Origin of the sequence: Brevundimonas pondensis (genome assembly GCF_017487345.1) — a bacterium.
Lineage (GTDB): Bacteria > Pseudomonadota > Alphaproteobacteria > Caulobacterales > Caulobacteraceae > Brevundimonas > Brevundimonas pondensis.
The window spans coordinates 1,361,044-1,377,185 of record NZ_CP062006.1 but is presented as its reverse complement, the minus strand read 5'-3'; the positions used below and the strand labels follow the sequence as shown (position 1 = coordinate 1,377,185).

The 16,142-nt window shown below is 66.3% G+C and carries 14 protein-coding genes; 8 read left to right on the top strand and 6 right to left on the bottom strand.

Going from position 1 to position 16,142, the window contains the following annotated elements:
- The first annotated feature begins 37 nt into the window (after positions 1 to 37).
- Positions 38 to 1,075, top strand: coding sequence for a phosphoribosylformylglycinamidine cyclo-ligase (gene purM, locus IFE19_RS06940; RefSeq protein ID WP_207826740.1), 1,038 nt, complete (start codon positions 38 to 40; stop codon positions 1,073 to 1,075).
- A gap of 69 nt (positions 1,076 to 1,144) precedes the next feature.
- Here purM and IFE19_RS06935 read toward each other — a convergent pair whose 3' ends face one another.
- The gene (locus tag IFE19_RS06935; RefSeq protein ID WP_207826738.1) at positions 1,145 to 2,737 is read right to left on the bottom strand and encodes a S10 family peptidase; all 1,593 of its coding nucleotides are present in this window, start codon (positions 2,735 to 2,737) and stop codon (positions 1,145 to 1,147) included.
- Between the two features lie 168 nt (positions 2,738 to 2,905).
- Between IFE19_RS06935 and purN the strand changes: the two genes are divergently transcribed.
- Both purN and IFE19_RS06925 read left to right on the top strand, forming a co-directional pair.
- The gene (gene purN / locus IFE19_RS06930; RefSeq protein ID WP_207826736.1) at positions 2,906 to 3,496 is read left to right on the top strand and encodes a phosphoribosylglycinamide formyltransferase; all 591 of its coding nucleotides are present in this window, start codon (positions 2,906 to 2,908) and stop codon (positions 3,494 to 3,496) included.
- 121 nt (positions 3,497 to 3,617) lie between these two features.
- A complete protein-coding gene (locus IFE19_RS06925) occupies positions 3,618 to 5,684 on the top strand; it encodes a M13 family metallopeptidase (RefSeq protein WP_207826734.1) in 2,067 nt (688 codons plus the stop codon).
- A 214-nt stretch (positions 5,685 to 5,898) separates the two neighbouring features.
- On the opposite strand, the gene ndk is transcribed toward IFE19_RS06925, so the two are convergent.
- Positions 5,899 to 6,318, bottom strand: a complete 420-nt coding sequence (gene ndk / locus IFE19_RS06920) for a nucleoside-diphosphate kinase (protein ID WP_207826732.1) — start codon at positions 6,316 to 6,318, stop codon at positions 5,899 to 5,901.
- Positions 6,319 to 6,423: 105 nt separating this feature from the next.
- On the opposite strand from ndk, the gene IFE19_RS06915 reads away from it, so the two are divergent.
- Positions 6,424 to 8,304: an ABC-F family ATP-binding cassette domain-containing protein gene (locus tag IFE19_RS06915; RefSeq protein ID WP_207826730.1), complete on the top strand. Its 1,881-nt coding sequence runs from the start codon at positions 6,424 to 6,426 to the stop codon at positions 8,302 to 8,304.
- Positions 8,301 to 8,549, top strand: a complete 249-nt coding sequence (locus IFE19_RS06910) for a DUF2164 domain-containing protein (RefSeq protein WP_225910439.1) — start codon at positions 8,301 to 8,303, stop codon at positions 8,547 to 8,549. The genes IFE19_RS06915 and IFE19_RS06910 overlap by 4 nt, the downstream gene beginning before the upstream one ends.
- Before the next feature lie 7 nt (positions 8,550 to 8,556).
- Here IFE19_RS06910 and IFE19_RS06905 read toward each other — a convergent pair whose 3' ends face one another.
- The 4 genes from IFE19_RS06905 to IFE19_RS06890 form a co-directional block, all read right to left on the bottom strand.
- Positions 8,557 to 8,751 carry a serine protease inhibitor gene (locus IFE19_RS06905; protein ID WP_225910438.1) on the bottom strand — a complete coding sequence of 65 codons (195 nt, stop codon included), beginning with the start codon at positions 8,749 to 8,751 and terminating at the stop codon, positions 8,557 to 8,559.
- Between the two features lie 125 nt (positions 8,752 to 8,876).
- Complete coding sequence (locus tag IFE19_RS17590) at positions 8,877 to 9,200, bottom strand: hypothetical protein (RefSeq protein ID WP_225910437.1); 324 nt, start codon at positions 9,198 to 9,200, stop codon at positions 8,877 to 8,879.
- Between the two features lie 8 nt (positions 9,201 to 9,208).
- Complete coding sequence (locus IFE19_RS06895) at positions 9,209 to 9,670, bottom strand: DNA polymerase III subunit chi (protein WP_207826728.1); 462 nt, start codon at positions 9,668 to 9,670, stop codon at positions 9,209 to 9,211.
- Between the two features lie 27 nt (positions 9,671 to 9,697).
- On the bottom strand, positions 9,698 to 11,173 hold the full coding sequence (locus IFE19_RS06890; RefSeq protein WP_207826726.1) for a leucyl aminopeptidase: 1,476 nt from the start codon (positions 11,171 to 11,173) through the stop codon (positions 9,698 to 9,700).
- A 156-nt stretch (positions 11,174 to 11,329) separates the two neighbouring features.
- On the opposite strand from IFE19_RS06890, the gene IFE19_RS06885 reads away from it, so the two are divergent.
- From IFE19_RS06885 to IFE19_RS06875, 3 genes are read left to right on the top strand one after another with little or no spacing between them, the layout of a single operon-like run.
- Entirely contained in the window at positions 11,330 to 12,463 is a 1,134-nt protein-coding gene (locus IFE19_RS06885) for an LptF/LptG family permease (protein WP_207826725.1), read from the top strand.
- Positions 12,460 to 13,563, top strand: coding sequence for an LPS export ABC transporter permease LptG (gene lptG / locus IFE19_RS06880; RefSeq protein WP_207826724.1), 1,104 nt, complete (start codon positions 12,460 to 12,462; stop codon positions 13,561 to 13,563). The genes IFE19_RS06885 and lptG overlap by 4 nt, the downstream gene beginning before the upstream one ends.
- 41 nt (positions 13,564 to 13,604) lie before the next feature.
- Positions 13,605 to 16,076, top strand: a complete 2,472-nt coding sequence (locus IFE19_RS06875) for an LPS-assembly protein LptD (RefSeq protein ID WP_207826723.1) — start codon at positions 13,605 to 13,607, stop codon at positions 16,074 to 16,076.
- Positions 16,077 to 16,142 lie beyond the last annotated feature (66 nt).

Below are 16,142 nucleotides of genomic sequence, written 5' to 3'. Positions count from 1 at the left end.
GCGACAGATTTTCGCCCCCGATTTCGAGCCGTGACCGATGAGCGACACCCCTGAAGCCCTGAAAAACGGCCTTACCTACGCCGATGCAGGCGTGGATATCGACGCCGGAGAAATGTTGGTCGATGCTATCAAGCCGCTGGCCAAGTCGACTCGCCGCCCTGGCGCCGAGGCTTCGCTGGGCGGATTCGGCGCCCTGTTCGACCTGAAGGCCGCCGGTTTTGAAGACCCGCTGATCGTCACCACCACGGACGGCGTCGGCACCAAGCTGAAGATCGCTATCGAAACCGGCCGTCATGACGGCGTGGGCGTCGATCTGGTCGCCATGTGCGTCAACGACCTGCTGGCGCAGGGCGCCGAGCCGCTGATGTTCCTGGACTACTACGCCACCGGCAAGCTGGACGTGGACGCCGCGCGCCGCGTCGTCGCCGGCATCGCCGAGGGCTGCCGTCAGTCGGGCAGCGCCCTGGTCGGCGGCGAGACGGCCGAAATGCCGGGCATGTATTCGGGCGGCGACTATGATCTGGCCGGCTTCTCGGTCGGCGCCGTCGAGCGCGGTCAGGTCCTGCCCTATCTGGATCAACAGAAGGCTGGCGACATCATCATCGGTCTGGCCTCCTCGGGTCCGCACTCGAACGGCTATTCGCTGATCCGCAAGGTGGTCGAGAAGTCCGGCCTGGCCTGGGGCGACGACGCCCCCTTCGCCAAGGACTGCACCCTGGCCCAGGCCCTGATGGAGCCGACCCGCATCTATGTGAAGCCGATCCTGCCGCTGATGAAGGCCGGCCTGATCAAGGGCGCGGCCCACATCACGGGCGGCGGCCTGATCGAAAACCCGCCGCGCTGCATCGCCGAGGGCCTGCAGGCCGCCTTCGACTGGAACGCCTGGTCCCTGCCCCCGGTCTTCGAATGGCTGGGCGTTGTCGGCGGCATTTCTGATCACGAACTGCGCCGCACCTTCAACTGCGGCGTCGGCTTCATGCTGATCGTCTCGCCGGAAAACGCCGAGCCGGTCCTGGCCGCCCTGCTGAATGCAGGCGAGGAAGCCTTCATCTGCGGACAGCTGGAAGCCGCCTGAGCTTTCAGCGCCTGAAACGACAAAGGCCCCGGTCTCGCGACCGGGGCCTTTTTCTTTACCGCCGAAACGTCAGCGCACGCCGCCGTTCTGGGTCTCGTCATAGAACTTGGCCAGATCGACGTGCAGTTCCTCAAGCGCCTTGCGGCTCGTGTACATCATGTGCCCGCCCTCATAATAGGTGAACTCCAGATTGTCTCGCAGGTGCGGCTCCAGCATCATCTGCGCCAGGTCGAACTCGGTCGAGAAGAAGGGCGTGGCGGCGTCGTAATAGCCGTTCAGCGCCAGCACCTTCAGGTGCGGATTGCGCCGCATGGTCGTGGCCAGATCAACCGCCGTGTTCGGCGTGGTCTGCGGACCGCCCACTGGCGGGCGGTGGCTCCAGTTCCAGTTGAACCCCGGCAGGCCGCGCGCCGACTGGCGATAATCCATGTCGGTGCGGAAGTTCAGCGTATTGGCGATATAGTCGTTGAAGACGCCGAAATAGGCCCCGGTGATGGCGCTGCTCGACGGGTCTTCCTCCGGCTCGCCGCCCACGGCGTCGGCGTCCATGCCCAGATAGCGGGTGTCCAGACGGCCGATGGTCTCGCGGCGGTCTCGCAGCAGCTCCTTGCGGAAGGGCGACAGTTCGACCCGCAGATTGGCGTTGTCGATGAAGGTCGGCGAGACGCCGATCAGCTCGCTCATCTGCTGGGCGATCTGGGCGCGCTCGGCGTCCGAGATCATGTGGCCCTTGGCCAGGGCCGCCGCATAGGGCCCCATGGCGAAGTCACGCGCCCGCTGGACATGGGCCTCGATCGTGGCCGGACGGTTCGGGACCTTGTTGTGATACCAGGCCGTCGCCGCATAGGTCGGCAGCAGGGTGATGAAGTTCTGCGCATAGCCCGGCTGGCGCACGCCGTAGTTCATGATCGACGACAGCAGGATGACGCCGTTCAACGACATCCCCCGGCTTTCCAGCTGATGCGCCACCGCCCCCGTGCGTAGTGTGCCGTAGCTTTCGCCCAGGACGTATTTCGGGCTGGACCAGCGGTTGAACTTGGTCGTGTAGCGCATGATGGCGCGGGTGAAGGCGTCGGCGTCCTGATCCACGCCCCAGAAAGTCGAACCCGGCGTCTCGGCCAGAGGGCGCGAATAGCCAGCGCCGACCATGTCGATGAAGACCAGGTCGGTCTTGTCCAGCAGGGTCATGTCATTGGGGCCGACGTTGAAGGGCGCCGGGCGCTCGACCACCGGATCATCCGTCAGCACCCGCACCGGCCCGAAGGCGCCCATGTGCAGCCAGACCGTCGGCGAGCCCGGCCCGCCGTTATAGAGGTAGGTCACCGGACGCCGCCCGACCGGCTGACCGTCCAGGGTGTATGCGACGTAGAACAGGCTGGCCGTCGGCATGCCCGCGTCGTCGCGAATGGTCAGGGTGCCAGCCGTGGCCTTGTAGCGCATGACGCGGCCGTGGGCGGTGATCGAATGGCTGGTCGTCACCTCCTTCTCTTCCGGCGTGGCGCGTGCCCAGTTGCGCTCCACCTGCTCAGCGTTGGCGTTGCGCAGACGGTCCGAAGCCGAGCGAACCGGGCCGGAGCCGCCGCCGGACGCTTCTTGAGCCGCGGAAACCATCGGCACAGCCAGCAGCGCCGTCGCACAGACGGCGGTAAGCAGATGACGCATTGTGAACTCCCCCTCACGCGCCGGACATCCCGGCGCCGGGACGCTAACGCCAAGTCGGGCGATCCGGCAACGGACTTTATAACGCCCTGATCAGCGGCATGGGCTTGCCAAGCAGCCGCTGCCGCCGCATCCCTCGCCTCCTCCCCGATCTGTCGCCCGAGCCGCTCCATGACTGAAACCCGCAAGCCCAAGACGCGCGTGGCGGTGCTGATCTCCGGCTCCGGCACCAACATGGCCTCGCTGATCGCCGCCGGTCAGGCAGCCGACGCGCCCTATGAAGTCGTGGTCGTCGTCTCCAACGTCGCGGACGTGGCGGGGTTGGACAAGGCGCGCGCCGCCGGGGTCGAGGCCCTGGCCGTCGAGCACAAGGCGTTCGGCAAGGACCGTGAGGCGCATGAGCGCGCCATCGACGCCCTGCTTGCCGAACGCAAGGTCGAGGTCATCGCCCTGGCCGGCTACATGCGCCTGCTGACGCCCTGGCTGGTACGGAAATGGGCGGGGCGGATGGTCAACATCCACCCGTCGCTGCTGCCCCTCTATCCCGGCCTGAACACCCATGCGCGCGCCATTGAGGCTGGCGACCTTGAGGCGGGCTGCACGGTCCACATCGTGACAGAAGGCGTCGATGAGGGCCCGGTCCTGGGTCAAACGCGTGTGCCGATCCTGCCGGACGATGACGCTGAAACCCTGTCCGAGCGGGTCAAGGCGGCGGAGCATAGGCTGTATCCGCAGACCCTGGCGGCCTTCGTCGCCCGCTGAATCGCAGCCAACCTTAACGATTTTTAATGCGACAGGGCGTCGCAGGCAGGAGCAGTTTCCCCGCGAACGATCGGACCAGTTCTGCTGGCGACCGCTCGCTGTTTCCACATGGGAAGACCCGATGTCCAAGACCCGCCTGATGGGCGCCGCCGGCCTGGCGCTCGCCCTCGCGCTCTCCGCTCAAGCCGCCTCGGCCCAGAACGCCCACGCCGGCCACGCCGCCGCACCCGCCGACGACGCGCCCCAGATCCATCCCTGGGGCTTTGACCTGAACGGTCGCGACCTGGCGGTGAAGCCGGGCGACGACTTCAACGAATACGCCAACGGGACCTATCTGCGGGACACCGAGATTCCTTCGGACAAGGCCCGATTCGGTCCGTTCGACGTCCTGTATGAAAACGCCCAGAGTCAGCTGAAATCCATCATCGAGGCCAGCGCCGCCAACCCGACCAACGCCAATGCGCAGAAGGTCGGCGCCCTCTACGCCAGCTTCATGGACGAGGCCCGCGTCAACCAGCTGGGCGCCCAGCCCCTGGCCGCTGATCTGGCCGCCGTGCGCGCCGTCGCGGACCACAGCGGCATGGCCCGCCTGATGGGCGAAAGCCACGCCGGCTTCGGCGGCTCGCTGTTCGGCGTCGACGTGTTCGAGGACCTGCAGAACCCCAACCTCAACTCGGCCTACATGGGTCAGGGCGGCCTCGGCCTGCCCGACCGCGACTATTATCTGAAGGCCGACTTCGCGCCTCAGCGCGAGGCCTATGTCGCCTACATCACCCGCGCCCTGACGGCCGCCGGCTGGAACAACCCGGCCCAGGCAGCCGCCGACATCCTGGCTTTCGAGACCAAGGTGGCCGAGAAGCACTGGACCACGGTCGAGCGTCGCCAGATCGACAAGATCTACAACCCGGCCGCAACCGCCGACCTGGCCAAGCTGGCCCCCGGCTTTGACTGGACCGCCTTCCTGCAAGGCGCCCAGATTGCCAACGTGCCGACCATCGTCCTGATGGAAAACACCGCCATCCCAGGCATCGCCCAAGTCTTCGCCGACACGTCTCTGGACACGCTGAAGGCGTGGGAAGCCTTCCAGATCGTCGATCAGGCCGGCCCCTACCTGTCAGACGCCTTCGTCGACTCGCGCTTCGAGTTCCGTGGCAAGACCCTGCGCGGTCAGCCCGAGAACCGTCCGCGCTGGAACCGCGGCGTCGCCCTGGTCGACGGCCAGCTGGGCGAGGTTCTGGGCCAGGAATACGTCCGCCTGCACTTCCCGGCCTCGTCCAAGACCCAGATGGAGGCTCTTGTCGGCAACCTCAGCGCCGCCATGACCGAGCGCCTCAAGGCCCTGGACTGGATGAGCGAGCCGACGCGCGAGCAGGCCCTGCTGAAGATGTCCAAGTTCGGCGTGAAGATCGGCTATGCAGACAAGTGGCGCAGCTACGACGGCCTGGAGCTGTCGGCCGGCGACCTCTACGGCAACGTCGAGCGCGCCTCAGCCTTCGACTGGGCCTGGAAGCGCGGCAAGATCGGTCAGCCCGTCGATCCGCTGGAATGGGGCATGACGCCCCAGACGGTGAACGCCTACTACAACCCGCCGCGCAACGAGATCGTTTTCCCGGCCGCCATCCTGCAGCCGCCCTTCTTCGACCCGAACGCCGATCCGGCGGTCAACTACGGCGGCATCGGCGCCGTCATCGGCCACGAGATCACGCACGGCTTCGACGATCAGGGCCGCAAGTCCGACGCCAACGGCGTCCTGCGCGACTGGTGGACGCCCGAAGACGCCGCCCGCTTCGAAGAACGCGCCAAGGTCCTTGGCGCCCTCTACGACGCTCAGGAGCCCGTTCCGGGGGTGCATATCAACGGCGACCTGACCATGGGCGAGAACATCGCCGATCTGGGCGGGCTGCTGATGGCGCTGGACGCCTATCACCGCAGCCTGAACGGCCAACCGGCCCCGGTCATCGACGGCCTGACCGGCGACCAGCGCGTCTTCCTCGGCTGGGCTCAGGTCTGGCGCGAGAAGTCGCGTGAGGCGGCCCTCAAGGAGCAGTTGACGACCGACCCGCACTCGCCGGGCGCCGCCCGCGCCGCCACCCCGCCGCGCAACATCGACGCCTGGTACGCCGCCTTCGGCGTCACCCCGGGTCAGGCGGAATACATCGCCCCGGAAGGCCGCGCCCGCATCTGGTAGGCCCGACGTCCCTGCGGACATGAGGACGGCGTCGGCTGCAAAGCCGACGCCGTTTCTTTGTCTTCCCCACTCTGCCGTCATCCTCGGGCTTGACCCGAGGATGACGACGGCAGGTGTGCTCAGGGCGGCACAAAAAACAAACGGCCCGCCTCCGTTTCCGAAGGCGGGCCGTCTGATGTTCTCGCCAAGCCGCACAAGGCGGCCTGCTCAAACCTTAGCCAACGATGTCAGCGTCGGTGAAGAACTGAGCGATTTCGATGCCGGCGTTTTCCAGCGAGTCCGAACCGTGGACCGAGTTCTCGCCGATCGACAGGGCGAACAGCTTGCGGATCGTGCCTTCAGCGGCGTCGTTCGGGTTGGTGGCGCCCATGACTTCGCGGTATTTGGCGACGGCGCCTTCGGCTTCCAGCACCTGCACGACGACCGGCTCGGCGATCATCTGCGAGACCAGCTCGCCGTAGAAGGGACGCTCGGCGTGCACTTCGTAGAACTTCTTGGCCTGGGCTTCGGTCAGCTTGACGCGGCGTTGGCCGACGATGCGCAGGCCGGCGCCTTCGATCACGGCGTTGATGGCGCCCGTCAGGTTGCGGCGCGTGGCGTCGGGCTTGATGATCGAGAAGGTACGTTCGGTCATGGGAAGTGACTTCTTGTTTGGGAGTTTGAGGGTCGGCGGCTTATAGCGAGCGCCACTCATCTTTCCAATATCCCCCGCGCGTAAGCCTTTTTTCTCCCGGTTCCCATGCTGCAGATCAAAAACCTGACCTACAACGCCTGGGGCCGCGAGTTCCTGGATGACGCCTCCGTCAGCCTGCCGCCAGGGTCCAAGGTGGGCCTGGTCGGCCGCAACGGCATCGGCAAGTCGACCCTGTTCAAGCTGATCCTGGGCGAGCTGGCCGCCAACGGCGATGAAATCTCCCTGCCCAAGACCGCCCGCATCGGCTCGGTGGACCAGGAACACCCCGCCACGCCCGTCAGCGTGCTGGACACCATCCTTGAGGCCGACGTCGAGCGCCACGACCTGCTGACGCGGCTGGAAACCGCCGAGCCCGAGGAAATGGGCGAGATCTGGGGCCGCCTGATCGAGATCGACGCCGACAGCGCACCCTCGCGCGCCTCGGAAATCCTGGTCGGCCTGGGTTTCAGCCAGGACGACATGCAGCGCCCGATGGCCGAGTTCTCGGGCGGGTGGCGGATGCGCGTCGCATTGGCTGCCGCCCTGTTCGCCGAGCCGGACATGCTGCTGCTGGACGAACCGACCAACTACCTCGATCTGGAAGGCGCCCTGTGGCTGGAACAGCGGTTGAAACGCTATCCGCACACGGCCCTGATCATCAGCCACGACCGCGAGCTGCTGAACGGCGTCTGCACCCACATCCTGCAACTGTCGAACCGCAAGCTGGACCTTTACACCGGCAACTACGACACCTTCGAAAAGACGCGGGCCGAACGCCTGCGGCTGATGGAGGCCAACAAGACCAAGCAGGAAGCCGAGCGCGCACACCTGCAGAAGTTCATCGACCGCTTCAAGGCCAAGGCGTCCAAGGCCACGCAGGCCCAGTCGCGCGTCAAGCGGCTGGAGAAGATGCAGCGCATCGAACTGCCGCCGGAAGAGCGCGTCGCCCCCTTCACCCTGCCTTCGCCCGAACGCCCCCTGCCCCCGCCGCTGATCCGGCTGGAGAAGGCCAACGTCGGTTATGAGTCGGGCAAGCCGATCCTGAAGAACCTAAACCTGCGGATGGACCTGGACGACCGCATCGGTCTGCTGGGCGTCAATGGGGCGGGCAAGTCGACCTTTGCCAAGTTGATCGCCAAGGCCCTGACCGTCGAGACGGGCGAGTTCCATCGCGACGGCAAGATGCGCGTGGGCTGGTTCCACCAGCACCAGATCGAGGCGATGGACCCCACCGACACGCCGTTGGAGATCATCCGCCGCGCCATGCCGGACGCCTCGGAGAGCAGCCGCCGCAGCCGTCTGGCCCAGTTCGGCCTGCCGTTCGAGAAGCAGGAGACCACCGTCGCGTCGCTGTCGGGCGGCGAGCGGGCGCGCCTGCTGCTGAACCTGGTGGCGATGGATGCGCCGCACATCCTGATCCTGGACGAACCGACCAACCACCTGGACATCGACAGCCGCCGCGCCCTGCTGGACGCGCTGAACGAATATACGGGGGCGGTCATCCTGATCACCCACGACCGCTCGCTGATGGAGCTGGTGGCCGACCGCCTTTGGCTGGCCGCCGACGGATCGGTGAAGCCCTTCGAAGGCGACATGGACGACTATCAGAAGTTCGTCCTCGACCGCGCCAAGCAGGCGGGTATGAAGCCGACCCAGGTGCGCGAGGAGGTCTCAGCCGCCGCCCCGGCGCCGGCCACGCCCAAGGCCGAAAAGAAGAAAGGCCCCTCACCTTCGACCCTGCGACATGCGGTAAAGAAGGCCGAGGAAAAAATGGCCCAGTTGACCGCCGACCTCGCCCGCCTGGACGATGACCTGGCCAACGCCGCCGTCAGCGACCCGAAGAAGCTGGAGGGCCTGACGCGTGCTCGCGCCAAGGCCCAAACCGATCTGGATCAAGCTGAAGCCGACTGGATCGCCGCCGAGGAAGCCCTGGCCGAGGTCGCATGATGAAGAAACCGGCCGCGACCGTCCTCACCCGCGAAGAACAGCAAGACGCCGCCAGCCGTCTGCGCGCCTATCTGCGTGATGAAATGGATGTCGAGGTCGGCCAGCTTCCCGCCGAAATGCTGGTCGAATTCATCGAGCGGGACATCGGCCGGCTCTTCTACAATCGCGGCCTGCGCGACGCCGAGACCGTTGTTCGCCAGAAGGTAGAGGACGTCGCCGACGCCCTCTACGGCCTGGAGCGCTGAGGCCTGATCAACCGCAGCTGACGCGCGTGATCAGATTGCTGCTGTCGTCATAGGTGAAGGTCACGCGGTTATCGCGATAATCCATCGTGGCCGCGCAGCTGCTGCACAGGACGCGGAAGATGCGGCCGCGCGGCGCATCGGCGGGAATGGTCGAGCGATTGCGGCCGACATATTCCTGATAGTCGCCGGCCTTGCAGGCCACGGGCGTCGCTTCCCCGCCCGGCGCGGGCGCGGCCTCCTAGGTCGGGGCGCAGGCCGACAGCGCCACGGCGCCTGCGAAAGCCGTCAACAGCAGCATGGTCTTCATGGGTATGTCTCCGTATAGGCCTAGCCGCAGCTCACGCGCTCGACGATGCCGGTTTGCTGATTGTAGAAAATATTCAATCGGTAAGGCGAATAATCTTCGGTGACAGGACAGGTGCTGCACGCCACCCGACGGTTCACCACATCGACCGGAACGGGAATCTCGCTTCTGGGTTTCCCGACCAGCCACTGAAGCTCCCCCGCCTTGCACATGTCGGCGTCAGCGGAACGCACCCCTGGCTCGGACAGATAGGGGCGCTCGGTAGAGGAGGCGCGCGGCGTGCTCGTCGGCTGACTGGGTCGCGCTGGCGGCGGAGAAGCACAGGCCGAAAGGGCGAACAGGCCCACGCCCAGAATCAGGCCGCCTTTTCCCAGCGCCCTTCGTCCGTCTGTTTCCAGTAGGCCAGATTGGCGTTCGCAGCCTTCAGCGTGCGCCAACGCTCGCGCGCCTGCTGCAACGCCTGTTCGTTGCGACCGTCGAATATGATGAAGCATCGCTCATACGCCTCCGTGGCCCCCAGCTCTGACTCATCGACGATGAACAGCGCCTGAGCACCATTCAGGTTCTCGCCTGATTCGGACAGGAGGATGGGCTGACGGAAGGCATGGTCATCCGACGCTCGGCCGTGCGGCAGGAAGCTGTCGGGGCGCCAGGTCCACAGGTGCTCGTCTATGTCGTCGAGGCGGTGCGAAACCGCCCCGCGCACAAGAGCGCGCCAGCCCCGCTGGAGGGTCTTCTCCAGCAGGCCCGGCAGCACCTGGTCCAGCGTCGAGCGCTCCAGGTGGTAGAACCAGATTTCCGGCTTGGCGTCAGACACCCGGTCCTACCCTCTGAAGACGTCGGATCAGGCTTCGTATTTGTCGGCGACCATGCGGTCCAGCAGACGCACGCCATAGCCCACGGCGCCATCCGGCACGGTCGGGTTGCGGCTGTCCTTGACCCAGGCGGTCGAGGCGATGTCGATATGCGCCCACGGCACGCCGTTGGTGAAGCGTTGCAGGAACAGGGCGGCGGTGATCGAGCCGCCGGCGCGACCGTTGCCGGTGTTCTTCACATCGGCGATCGGGCTGTCGATGTGACGCTCATAGGCGGCCGGGATCGGCAGGCGCCAGACGTTCTCGCCGACCTTGGGACCGGCGGCCAGGATGCCGTTCGCCAGGTCGTCGTTGTTCGAGAAGACGCCAGCGTATTCCAGACCCAGCGAGATGATGATGGCGCCCGTCAGGGTGGCCAGGTCGATCATGAATTTCGGCTTGAAGCGCTCCTGCGTGTACCAAAGCGCGTCGGCCAGAACGAGGCGGCCTTCGGCGTCGGTGTTCAGGACTTCAACCGTCTGGCCCGACATGGACACGACCACGTCGCCCGGACGCTGGGCCTTGCCGTCAGGCATGTTCTCGACCAGACCGAGGACGCCGACCACGTTGACCTTGGCCTTGCGGCCCGCCAGGGCGTGCATCAGGCCGGCCACGGCGGCGGCGCCGCCCATGTCCCACTTCATCTCTTCCATGCCGTCGGCGGGCTTCAGGCTGATGCCGCCGGTGTCGAAGCAGACGCCCTTGCCGACGAAGGCGATGGGGGCCTCGCCCTCCTTGCCGCCGTTCCACTGGATCACGGCCAGCTGGCTTTCACGCTCCGAGCCCAGGCCGACGCCCAGAAGGGTGTGCATACCCAGCTTTTCCATCTCGGCTTCGCCCAGGATCTCGACCTTGGCGCCCAGGGCCTCCAGTTCCTTCACGCGGCGCGCGAACTCGGCCGGGTAAAGGACGTTGGCCGGTTCCGACACCAGATCGCGCGAGAACAGCACGGCGTCAGCGACGGCCGACAGCGGCTGGAAGGCGGCTTCAGCGGCAGCGGCATCCGAGGTGACAACGCGCACGGTCGTGACCGAGGGAATCTTCTCGGCCTTCTGCTTGGTCAGATATTTGGCGAAGCGATAAGCGGCCAGACGCACGGCGAAAGCGACGCGAGCGGCCTGCTCGGCCGACAGATGGGCGGCGTCGATGGTCAGGACTTCAGCACCCGACAGCTTGGCGGCGTGATAGGCGGCGGCGGCGGCGGTTTCGACCGCCAGATCGTCGAACTTGTCGGCCGCGCCGGCGCCGACCAGCAGAACCGAGTTCGCATCGACGCCAGCCGGGGCCGCGACCGTCAGGTGGCTGTTGATCGCGCCGGTGAAGCGGCTGTTGGCCATGGCCTTGGTCAGAGCGCCCGAAGCGGCGGCGTCCAGGGTCGGCCCTGTGCCGGCCAGGGCGCGGCCATCGTGAACCAGAACGGCAAGGATTTGAGCGGCGCTGGGGGAAGCGACGAACTCGATTTTCATGAAACCTACTCCAGGCCGAGGTTCTGTGCCCCGGTCGTGCTTGAATCAGACATAACGCAGCGGCTGTTTCACCGTCGCGTTGGGATGTGTATTACATGGCCCGCATCGCTCGCGGCTGCAACCAAGTCGCTCCTCGAAACACTTCCTTTCCCGACCATGACGCTGATTCAGGGCTATCTTTTCCGCCAGATCGGTCTGCCCGTCGTGGCGGCGTGCGCGGCGCTGGCCGGAATCGGCCTGCTGAGCCAAAGCCTCGACCAGTTGGAAGTCATCGTCGAGCGCGGCCAGAGCGTCTGGGTCATGGCCAAGCTGACCCTGCTGGCCCTGCCGCAGCTGATCGCCGTCATCCTGCCCATCGGCCTGTTCGTCGGCGCCCTGATCGCCCTGACGCGGTTGCAGCGCGAACAGGAGCTGACCGCCGCCTACGCCGCCGGCGTCAGCCGCTGGTCGCTGATCCGGCCGGCGATCCAGATCGCGGTCATCGTCGCGGTGGTCGCCCTGATCACCAACGTCTTCGTCCAGCCCTGGGCCCAGCGCGAGGCGCGGCGTCAGGCCTTCGCCATCCGCACCGACCTGGCCGCCCTGCTGGTCGAGGAAGGCCGCTTCGTTCAAGGGCCCGGCGGCCTGACCGTCTATGTGCAGCAGATCGAACAGAACGGCCTGCTGAAAAACCTGTTCGTCTATCTGGACAACGGCAAGACAGTGACGACCTGGGACGCCGAAACGGCCCGCTTCGGCCGGATCGACGGCGTGCCGATCCTGACCATGCAGAACGGATCGATGCAGCGCTATTCGTCGCGCGACGTGCTGAACCAGCTGTCCTTCGACCAGCAGGTGTTCGATCTGTCTCCCTACGCCAAGACCAGCGAGCGCATCCGTTTCAAGCCGTCGGACCTGTGGCTGACCGAGCTGATCGACCCCACTCCTGCCCAGTTGGAAAGCGCGGGATCGCGCGGCGAACTTCTGGCCGAGGCCCACTCGCGTCTGTCCTCGCCTCTCTACGCCCTGGCGGCCATGGCCCTCGCCCTGACGGCCATCCTCGGCGGTTCTTTCAGCCGCACCGGCTATAGCGGACGCATCGCCAAGGCGGCCGGCGTCTTTCTGGTGGTGCGCGTCATCGGCTACGGACTGGTCGCCGCCAGCGCCTGGAACGGGGCGTTGAACCTGCTGCAATATCTGCTGCCTCTGGCGACCTGTTTCGTGGCCCTGCGGCTGTTGTTCCGCGCGCTGAAGCCGCATCGACGGCGCGTCTGGGCGCCCTATGAACGCTTCAAGGCGAGGTTCGCATGAGGATCCGTCTCGGCCGCATCGAACGCTACGTCCTCGCCCAGCAGCTCCGCGCCCTGGCTGTCGCCCTGGCCGTCATATCGGCCCTGGTGATGCTGATCGACTTTGTCGAGGTGTCGCGCGGCCTGAACTCGTCCGGCGAATTGTCCGGCGCACGCATCTTCGGCCTGGTGCTGCTGAAGTCGCCGACCGTCATCATCCAGCTTCTGCCCTTTGTCTTCCTGTTCGGAACCTTGGCGGCCTTTGTCGGCCTGAACCGGCGCAGCGAGCTGATCGCCATGCGCGCGGCGGGTGTCTCCGCCTGGCGATTCGTCTTGCCGGCCGCAGGCGCCGCCCTGGTGCTGGGCGTTCTCAGCGTCACCGTCTTCGGTCCCATGGCCGCCGCCGGCGACGGGCTATGGCAACGTGAGCGCGGCCGCATCTCAGGCTCGACGCCAGGGTCCGACGCGCAGCAGGCCGTCTGGCTGCGTGAAGGCGACGCCGCGCGTCAGATGATCATTCGCGGGGGCCAGCAGGACCCGGCCAGCGGACGCCTGCTGGACGCCAGTTTCTTCATCTACACCACCACAGCGGACGGCCGCCGCACCTTCTCCGAACGGATCGACGCCACTACAGCCTCGCTCACCGCCGGCCGCTGGCGTCTGACCAACGCCACGGGCGCCCAGACGGGACAGCGCGCGGTGCGCTACGCCACCCTCGACCTGCCGTCGAACCTGGCGGACGAGGAAGCCTTCCAGCGTTTCGCCCGGCCCCAGTCGACGCCCTTCTGGTCCTTGCCGAACCAGATCCAGCGAATCGAGGACGCCGGCTTCGCCTCGACCGCCTATCGTCTGCGCCTGCAACAGCTGTTGGCCACGCCGCTGATGTTCGCCGCCATGTCGATTCTGGCCGCCGCCTTTTCACTGCGCCTGATGCGCCTGGGTGACCTGGCCAAGATGACCGTGGCGGCTGTGGTGCTGGGCTTCGCCTTCTTCTTCGTGAACCAGTTTTCGTCGGCGATGGGCTCGGCCGAGGTTGTGCCGCCCTTCCTGGCGGCCTGGCTTCCACCGGTCTTGACGGCCCTCGCCGCCTTTACCTTGCTGTTCTATACCGAAGACGGCTAATCGGACGGTTTCCGGTCGCCCCGGCAATGAGTGGATTCCGCATGAGTGATCGCCGCATACCCCGAGAGGGAGCCCTGCGCGTCCGGCTCCTGGCCGGCGTGGCGCTGATCGCGTGCCTGCCCGCCTTGCCCACCCTGGCCCAGGACGCCAATGCGCCCGCGCCGACTCCGGTCCCCGTAGCCACGCCAGAGCCCGGCGCGGACGGGCTGACGCCCGGCAGCCTCTATGTCAACGCCGAGGCGGCCAGCCGCGAGGGCGACATCGTGACCGCCAGCGGCACGCCCGAGGATCGCGTCTTCGCCCGGACACGCGACCACAGCATCCGCGCCGAGGCGGTCACCTATGATCTGAAAAGCGGTGTCGCGACCGCATCCGGCCACGCCGAAGTGGTTGCGCCTGACGGTTCGGTTCTGCACGCCAGCCGCGTCGAACTGGATGGGGATTTCAAGGCCGGGGTGGCTACGGACCTGGCCATGCGCCTCGCCAACGGCGCCAGCCTGATGGCCGCTACCGCCGTACGCCGTTCTGAAAACGTCAGCGAACTGAACCGGGTGATCTTCACGCCCTGCCCGATCTGCGACGTCGACGGGCCGAAGCAGCCCAGCATCTCGATCGAGGCCGACAAGGCGGTCCAGGATCAGGACCTGCGGGCCATCCTGTACCGCGACGTCGTGTTCCGGATCGGCGGCGTGCCGGTCTTCTATCTGCCGGCCTTCGCGCATCCCGATCCCAGCGTCGATCGCGCCTCCGGCTTCCTAATCCCCCGCGTGGACTGGGACGAAGGCCGCGGCGGCTCGGTCGAGATTCCCTACCTGCTGGTGGTTTCGCCGTCCGAGGACTGGTTGTTCAGCCCGCAGATCAACACCAAGGTCGCCCCCTTGCTGAATCTGCAATGGCGACGCCGGTTCGACAACGGAACCATTGTGGCGCGCGGCGGCTACACCTACGGTCGCAGCTTCGGCGATTTCGATCTGGACGGCGACGGCGACACTGAAAGCAACGTCCGCTTCGGCGACCGCACCAGCCGCAGCTACCTGCTGGCCCACGGCAAGTTCGATCCTGAAGGTCCCTGGCGCTTTGGCTTCACCGCCGAACGGGTGTCCGACAAGACCCTCTTCGACCGTTATGACGTCAGTTCGCCCTATCAGGACAACGGCCTCTATTACGGCGATCGCCGCCGCCTGATCAGCCAGGTCTACGCCGAGCGCCAGAGCGAACGATCCTATGTGTCCATCGCCGCATTCTCGATCCAGAGCCTGCGCCTGGACCCGCGCTACTCGGCGACCGACTTCCGCGACCCCGACGGCTTCAAGGTCTTCGAGCGCGAGAACACGCTCCCGCTGGTGGCCCCCATCGTCGATGCTCGATGGGAGCCGGAAGGCCCGGTGTTCGGCGGACGACTGCGCCTGCGCGGGTCCGCCGTCGCCCTGACGCGCGACGCCTATGTCGGTTTTCCGACCCTGCGGCCGGAACTGATCCCGAACGGCCCGACCGACGGCTTGCCCGGCGTGGACAGCCGTCGCATCACCGGACAGGTGGATTGGCGCCGCACCATCATCACGCCCTCGGGCATACGGTGGGAACCCTTCGTGGACGGTCGCATGGATGTCTATTCCGTGGACGACCTGCCGCCGATGCTGGCCCAAAAATCCGACGTTCTCACGCGCGGCCGCGCCAGCGTCGGCGTGGACGTCAGCTACCCGCTGTACCGCCGGCTCAGCGCCTCCTCCGACCTGATTCTCGAACCGATGGCCCAGCTTTCGGCTTCAACCGACGCCGATCTGGACCCTCGCATTCCCAATGAGGACAGTCAGACGTTGGAACTGGACGAAACCTCCCTGTTCCGCATGGACCGCTTCCCGGGGCAGGATCTGATGGAAGGCGGACTGCGGTTTACCGCCGGCGCCCGCGCTACCCTGCACTGGGACGACGTGCGTTCGGCCAGCCTGTTCATCGGGCGATCCATGCGTGCGGACGATCAGCGAGAGTTTCTTACGCCTGTTCCCGACGATCCGGCGAAACTCTACGATCCTTCCGGCGTCGCATCACGGACAACGGACTGGGTTGTCCAGGCCACCTTCTCTCCATCCGACCGCATCCGCGGCTGGTTCCACGCCACCGTGGACGGCAATGCCGAGGTCCGCCGCGCGGAAACCACGGTCGATGGACGCTGGGGACGCCGCAACCTCGCCAGCCTGAGCTACATCATCGATCGCTCAAATCCGGTCAGCGGCCCGCTGAACCGCAACTATGAGTTCGTTCAGCTTTCCGGCCAGCAGTTCATCCACGGCAATTGGGGCGTCGCCGTAAACGGCATCGCCGACCTGGAACGGGATGTCGTCACACGGTCGGAGATCGGCCTGTTGTTCGACGACGACTGCTTCCGGTTCGAACTGGGATGGCGCCGGGATAATACGACCGTGCGCCCGACAGGGCCCTCGGAAGGCGTCTATATCAGACTTAACCTCGCCACTTTTGGAGGTTCAGGCTATGATCGAAATGATATGCGGTAAGCATGGCGTGCAGGGGCGTGCGCCCTACAGGGCCTGGAACGCTCGAGGGCGTCGCCGGGACCGGGT

What these genes read in the sequence shown, in the direction of transcription:
- purN (WP_207826736.1), top strand. Translation starts at nt 2,906, where the DNA reads ATGACTGAAACCCGCAAGCCCAAGACGCGCGTGGCGGTGCTGATCTCC.
- IFE19_RS06935 (WP_207826738.1), bottom strand. Translation starts at nt 2,737, where the DNA reads ATGCGTCATCTGCTTACCGCCGTCTGTGCGACGGCGCTGCTGGCTGTG.
- IFE19_RS06885 (WP_207826725.1), top strand. Translation starts at nt 11,330, where the DNA reads ATGACGCTGATTCAGGGCTATCTTTTCCGCCAGATCGGTCTGCCCGTC.
- IFE19_RS06910 (WP_225910439.1), top strand. Translation starts at nt 8,301, where the DNA reads ATGATGAAGAAACCGGCCGCGACCGTCCTCACCCGCGAAGAACAGCAA.
- IFE19_RS06890 (WP_207826726.1), bottom strand. Translation starts at nt 11,173, where the DNA reads ATGAAAATCGAGTTCGTCGCTTCCCCCAGCGCCGCTCAAATCCTTGCC.
- lptG (WP_207826724.1), top strand. Translation starts at nt 12,460, where the DNA reads ATGAGGATCCGTCTCGGCCGCATCGAACGCTACGTCCTCGCCCAGCAG.
- IFE19_RS06915 (WP_207826730.1), top strand. Translation starts at nt 6,424, where the DNA reads ATGCTGCAGATCAAAAACCTGACCTACAACGCCTGGGGCCGCGAGTTC.
- purM (WP_207826740.1), top strand. Translation starts at nt 38, where the DNA reads ATGAGCGACACCCCTGAAGCCCTGAAAAACGGCCTTACCTACGCCGAT.
- ndk (WP_207826732.1), bottom strand. Translation starts at nt 6,318, where the DNA reads ATGACCGAACGTACCTTCTCGATCATCAAGCCCGACGCCACGCGCCGC.
- IFE19_RS06875 (WP_207826723.1), top strand. Translation starts at nt 13,605, where the DNA reads ATGAGTGATCGCCGCATACCCCGAGAGGGAGCCCTGCGCGTCCGGCTC.
- IFE19_RS06925 (WP_207826734.1), top strand. Translation starts at nt 3,618, where the DNA reads ATGTCCAAGACCCGCCTGATGGGCGCCGCCGGCCTGGCGCTCGCCCTC.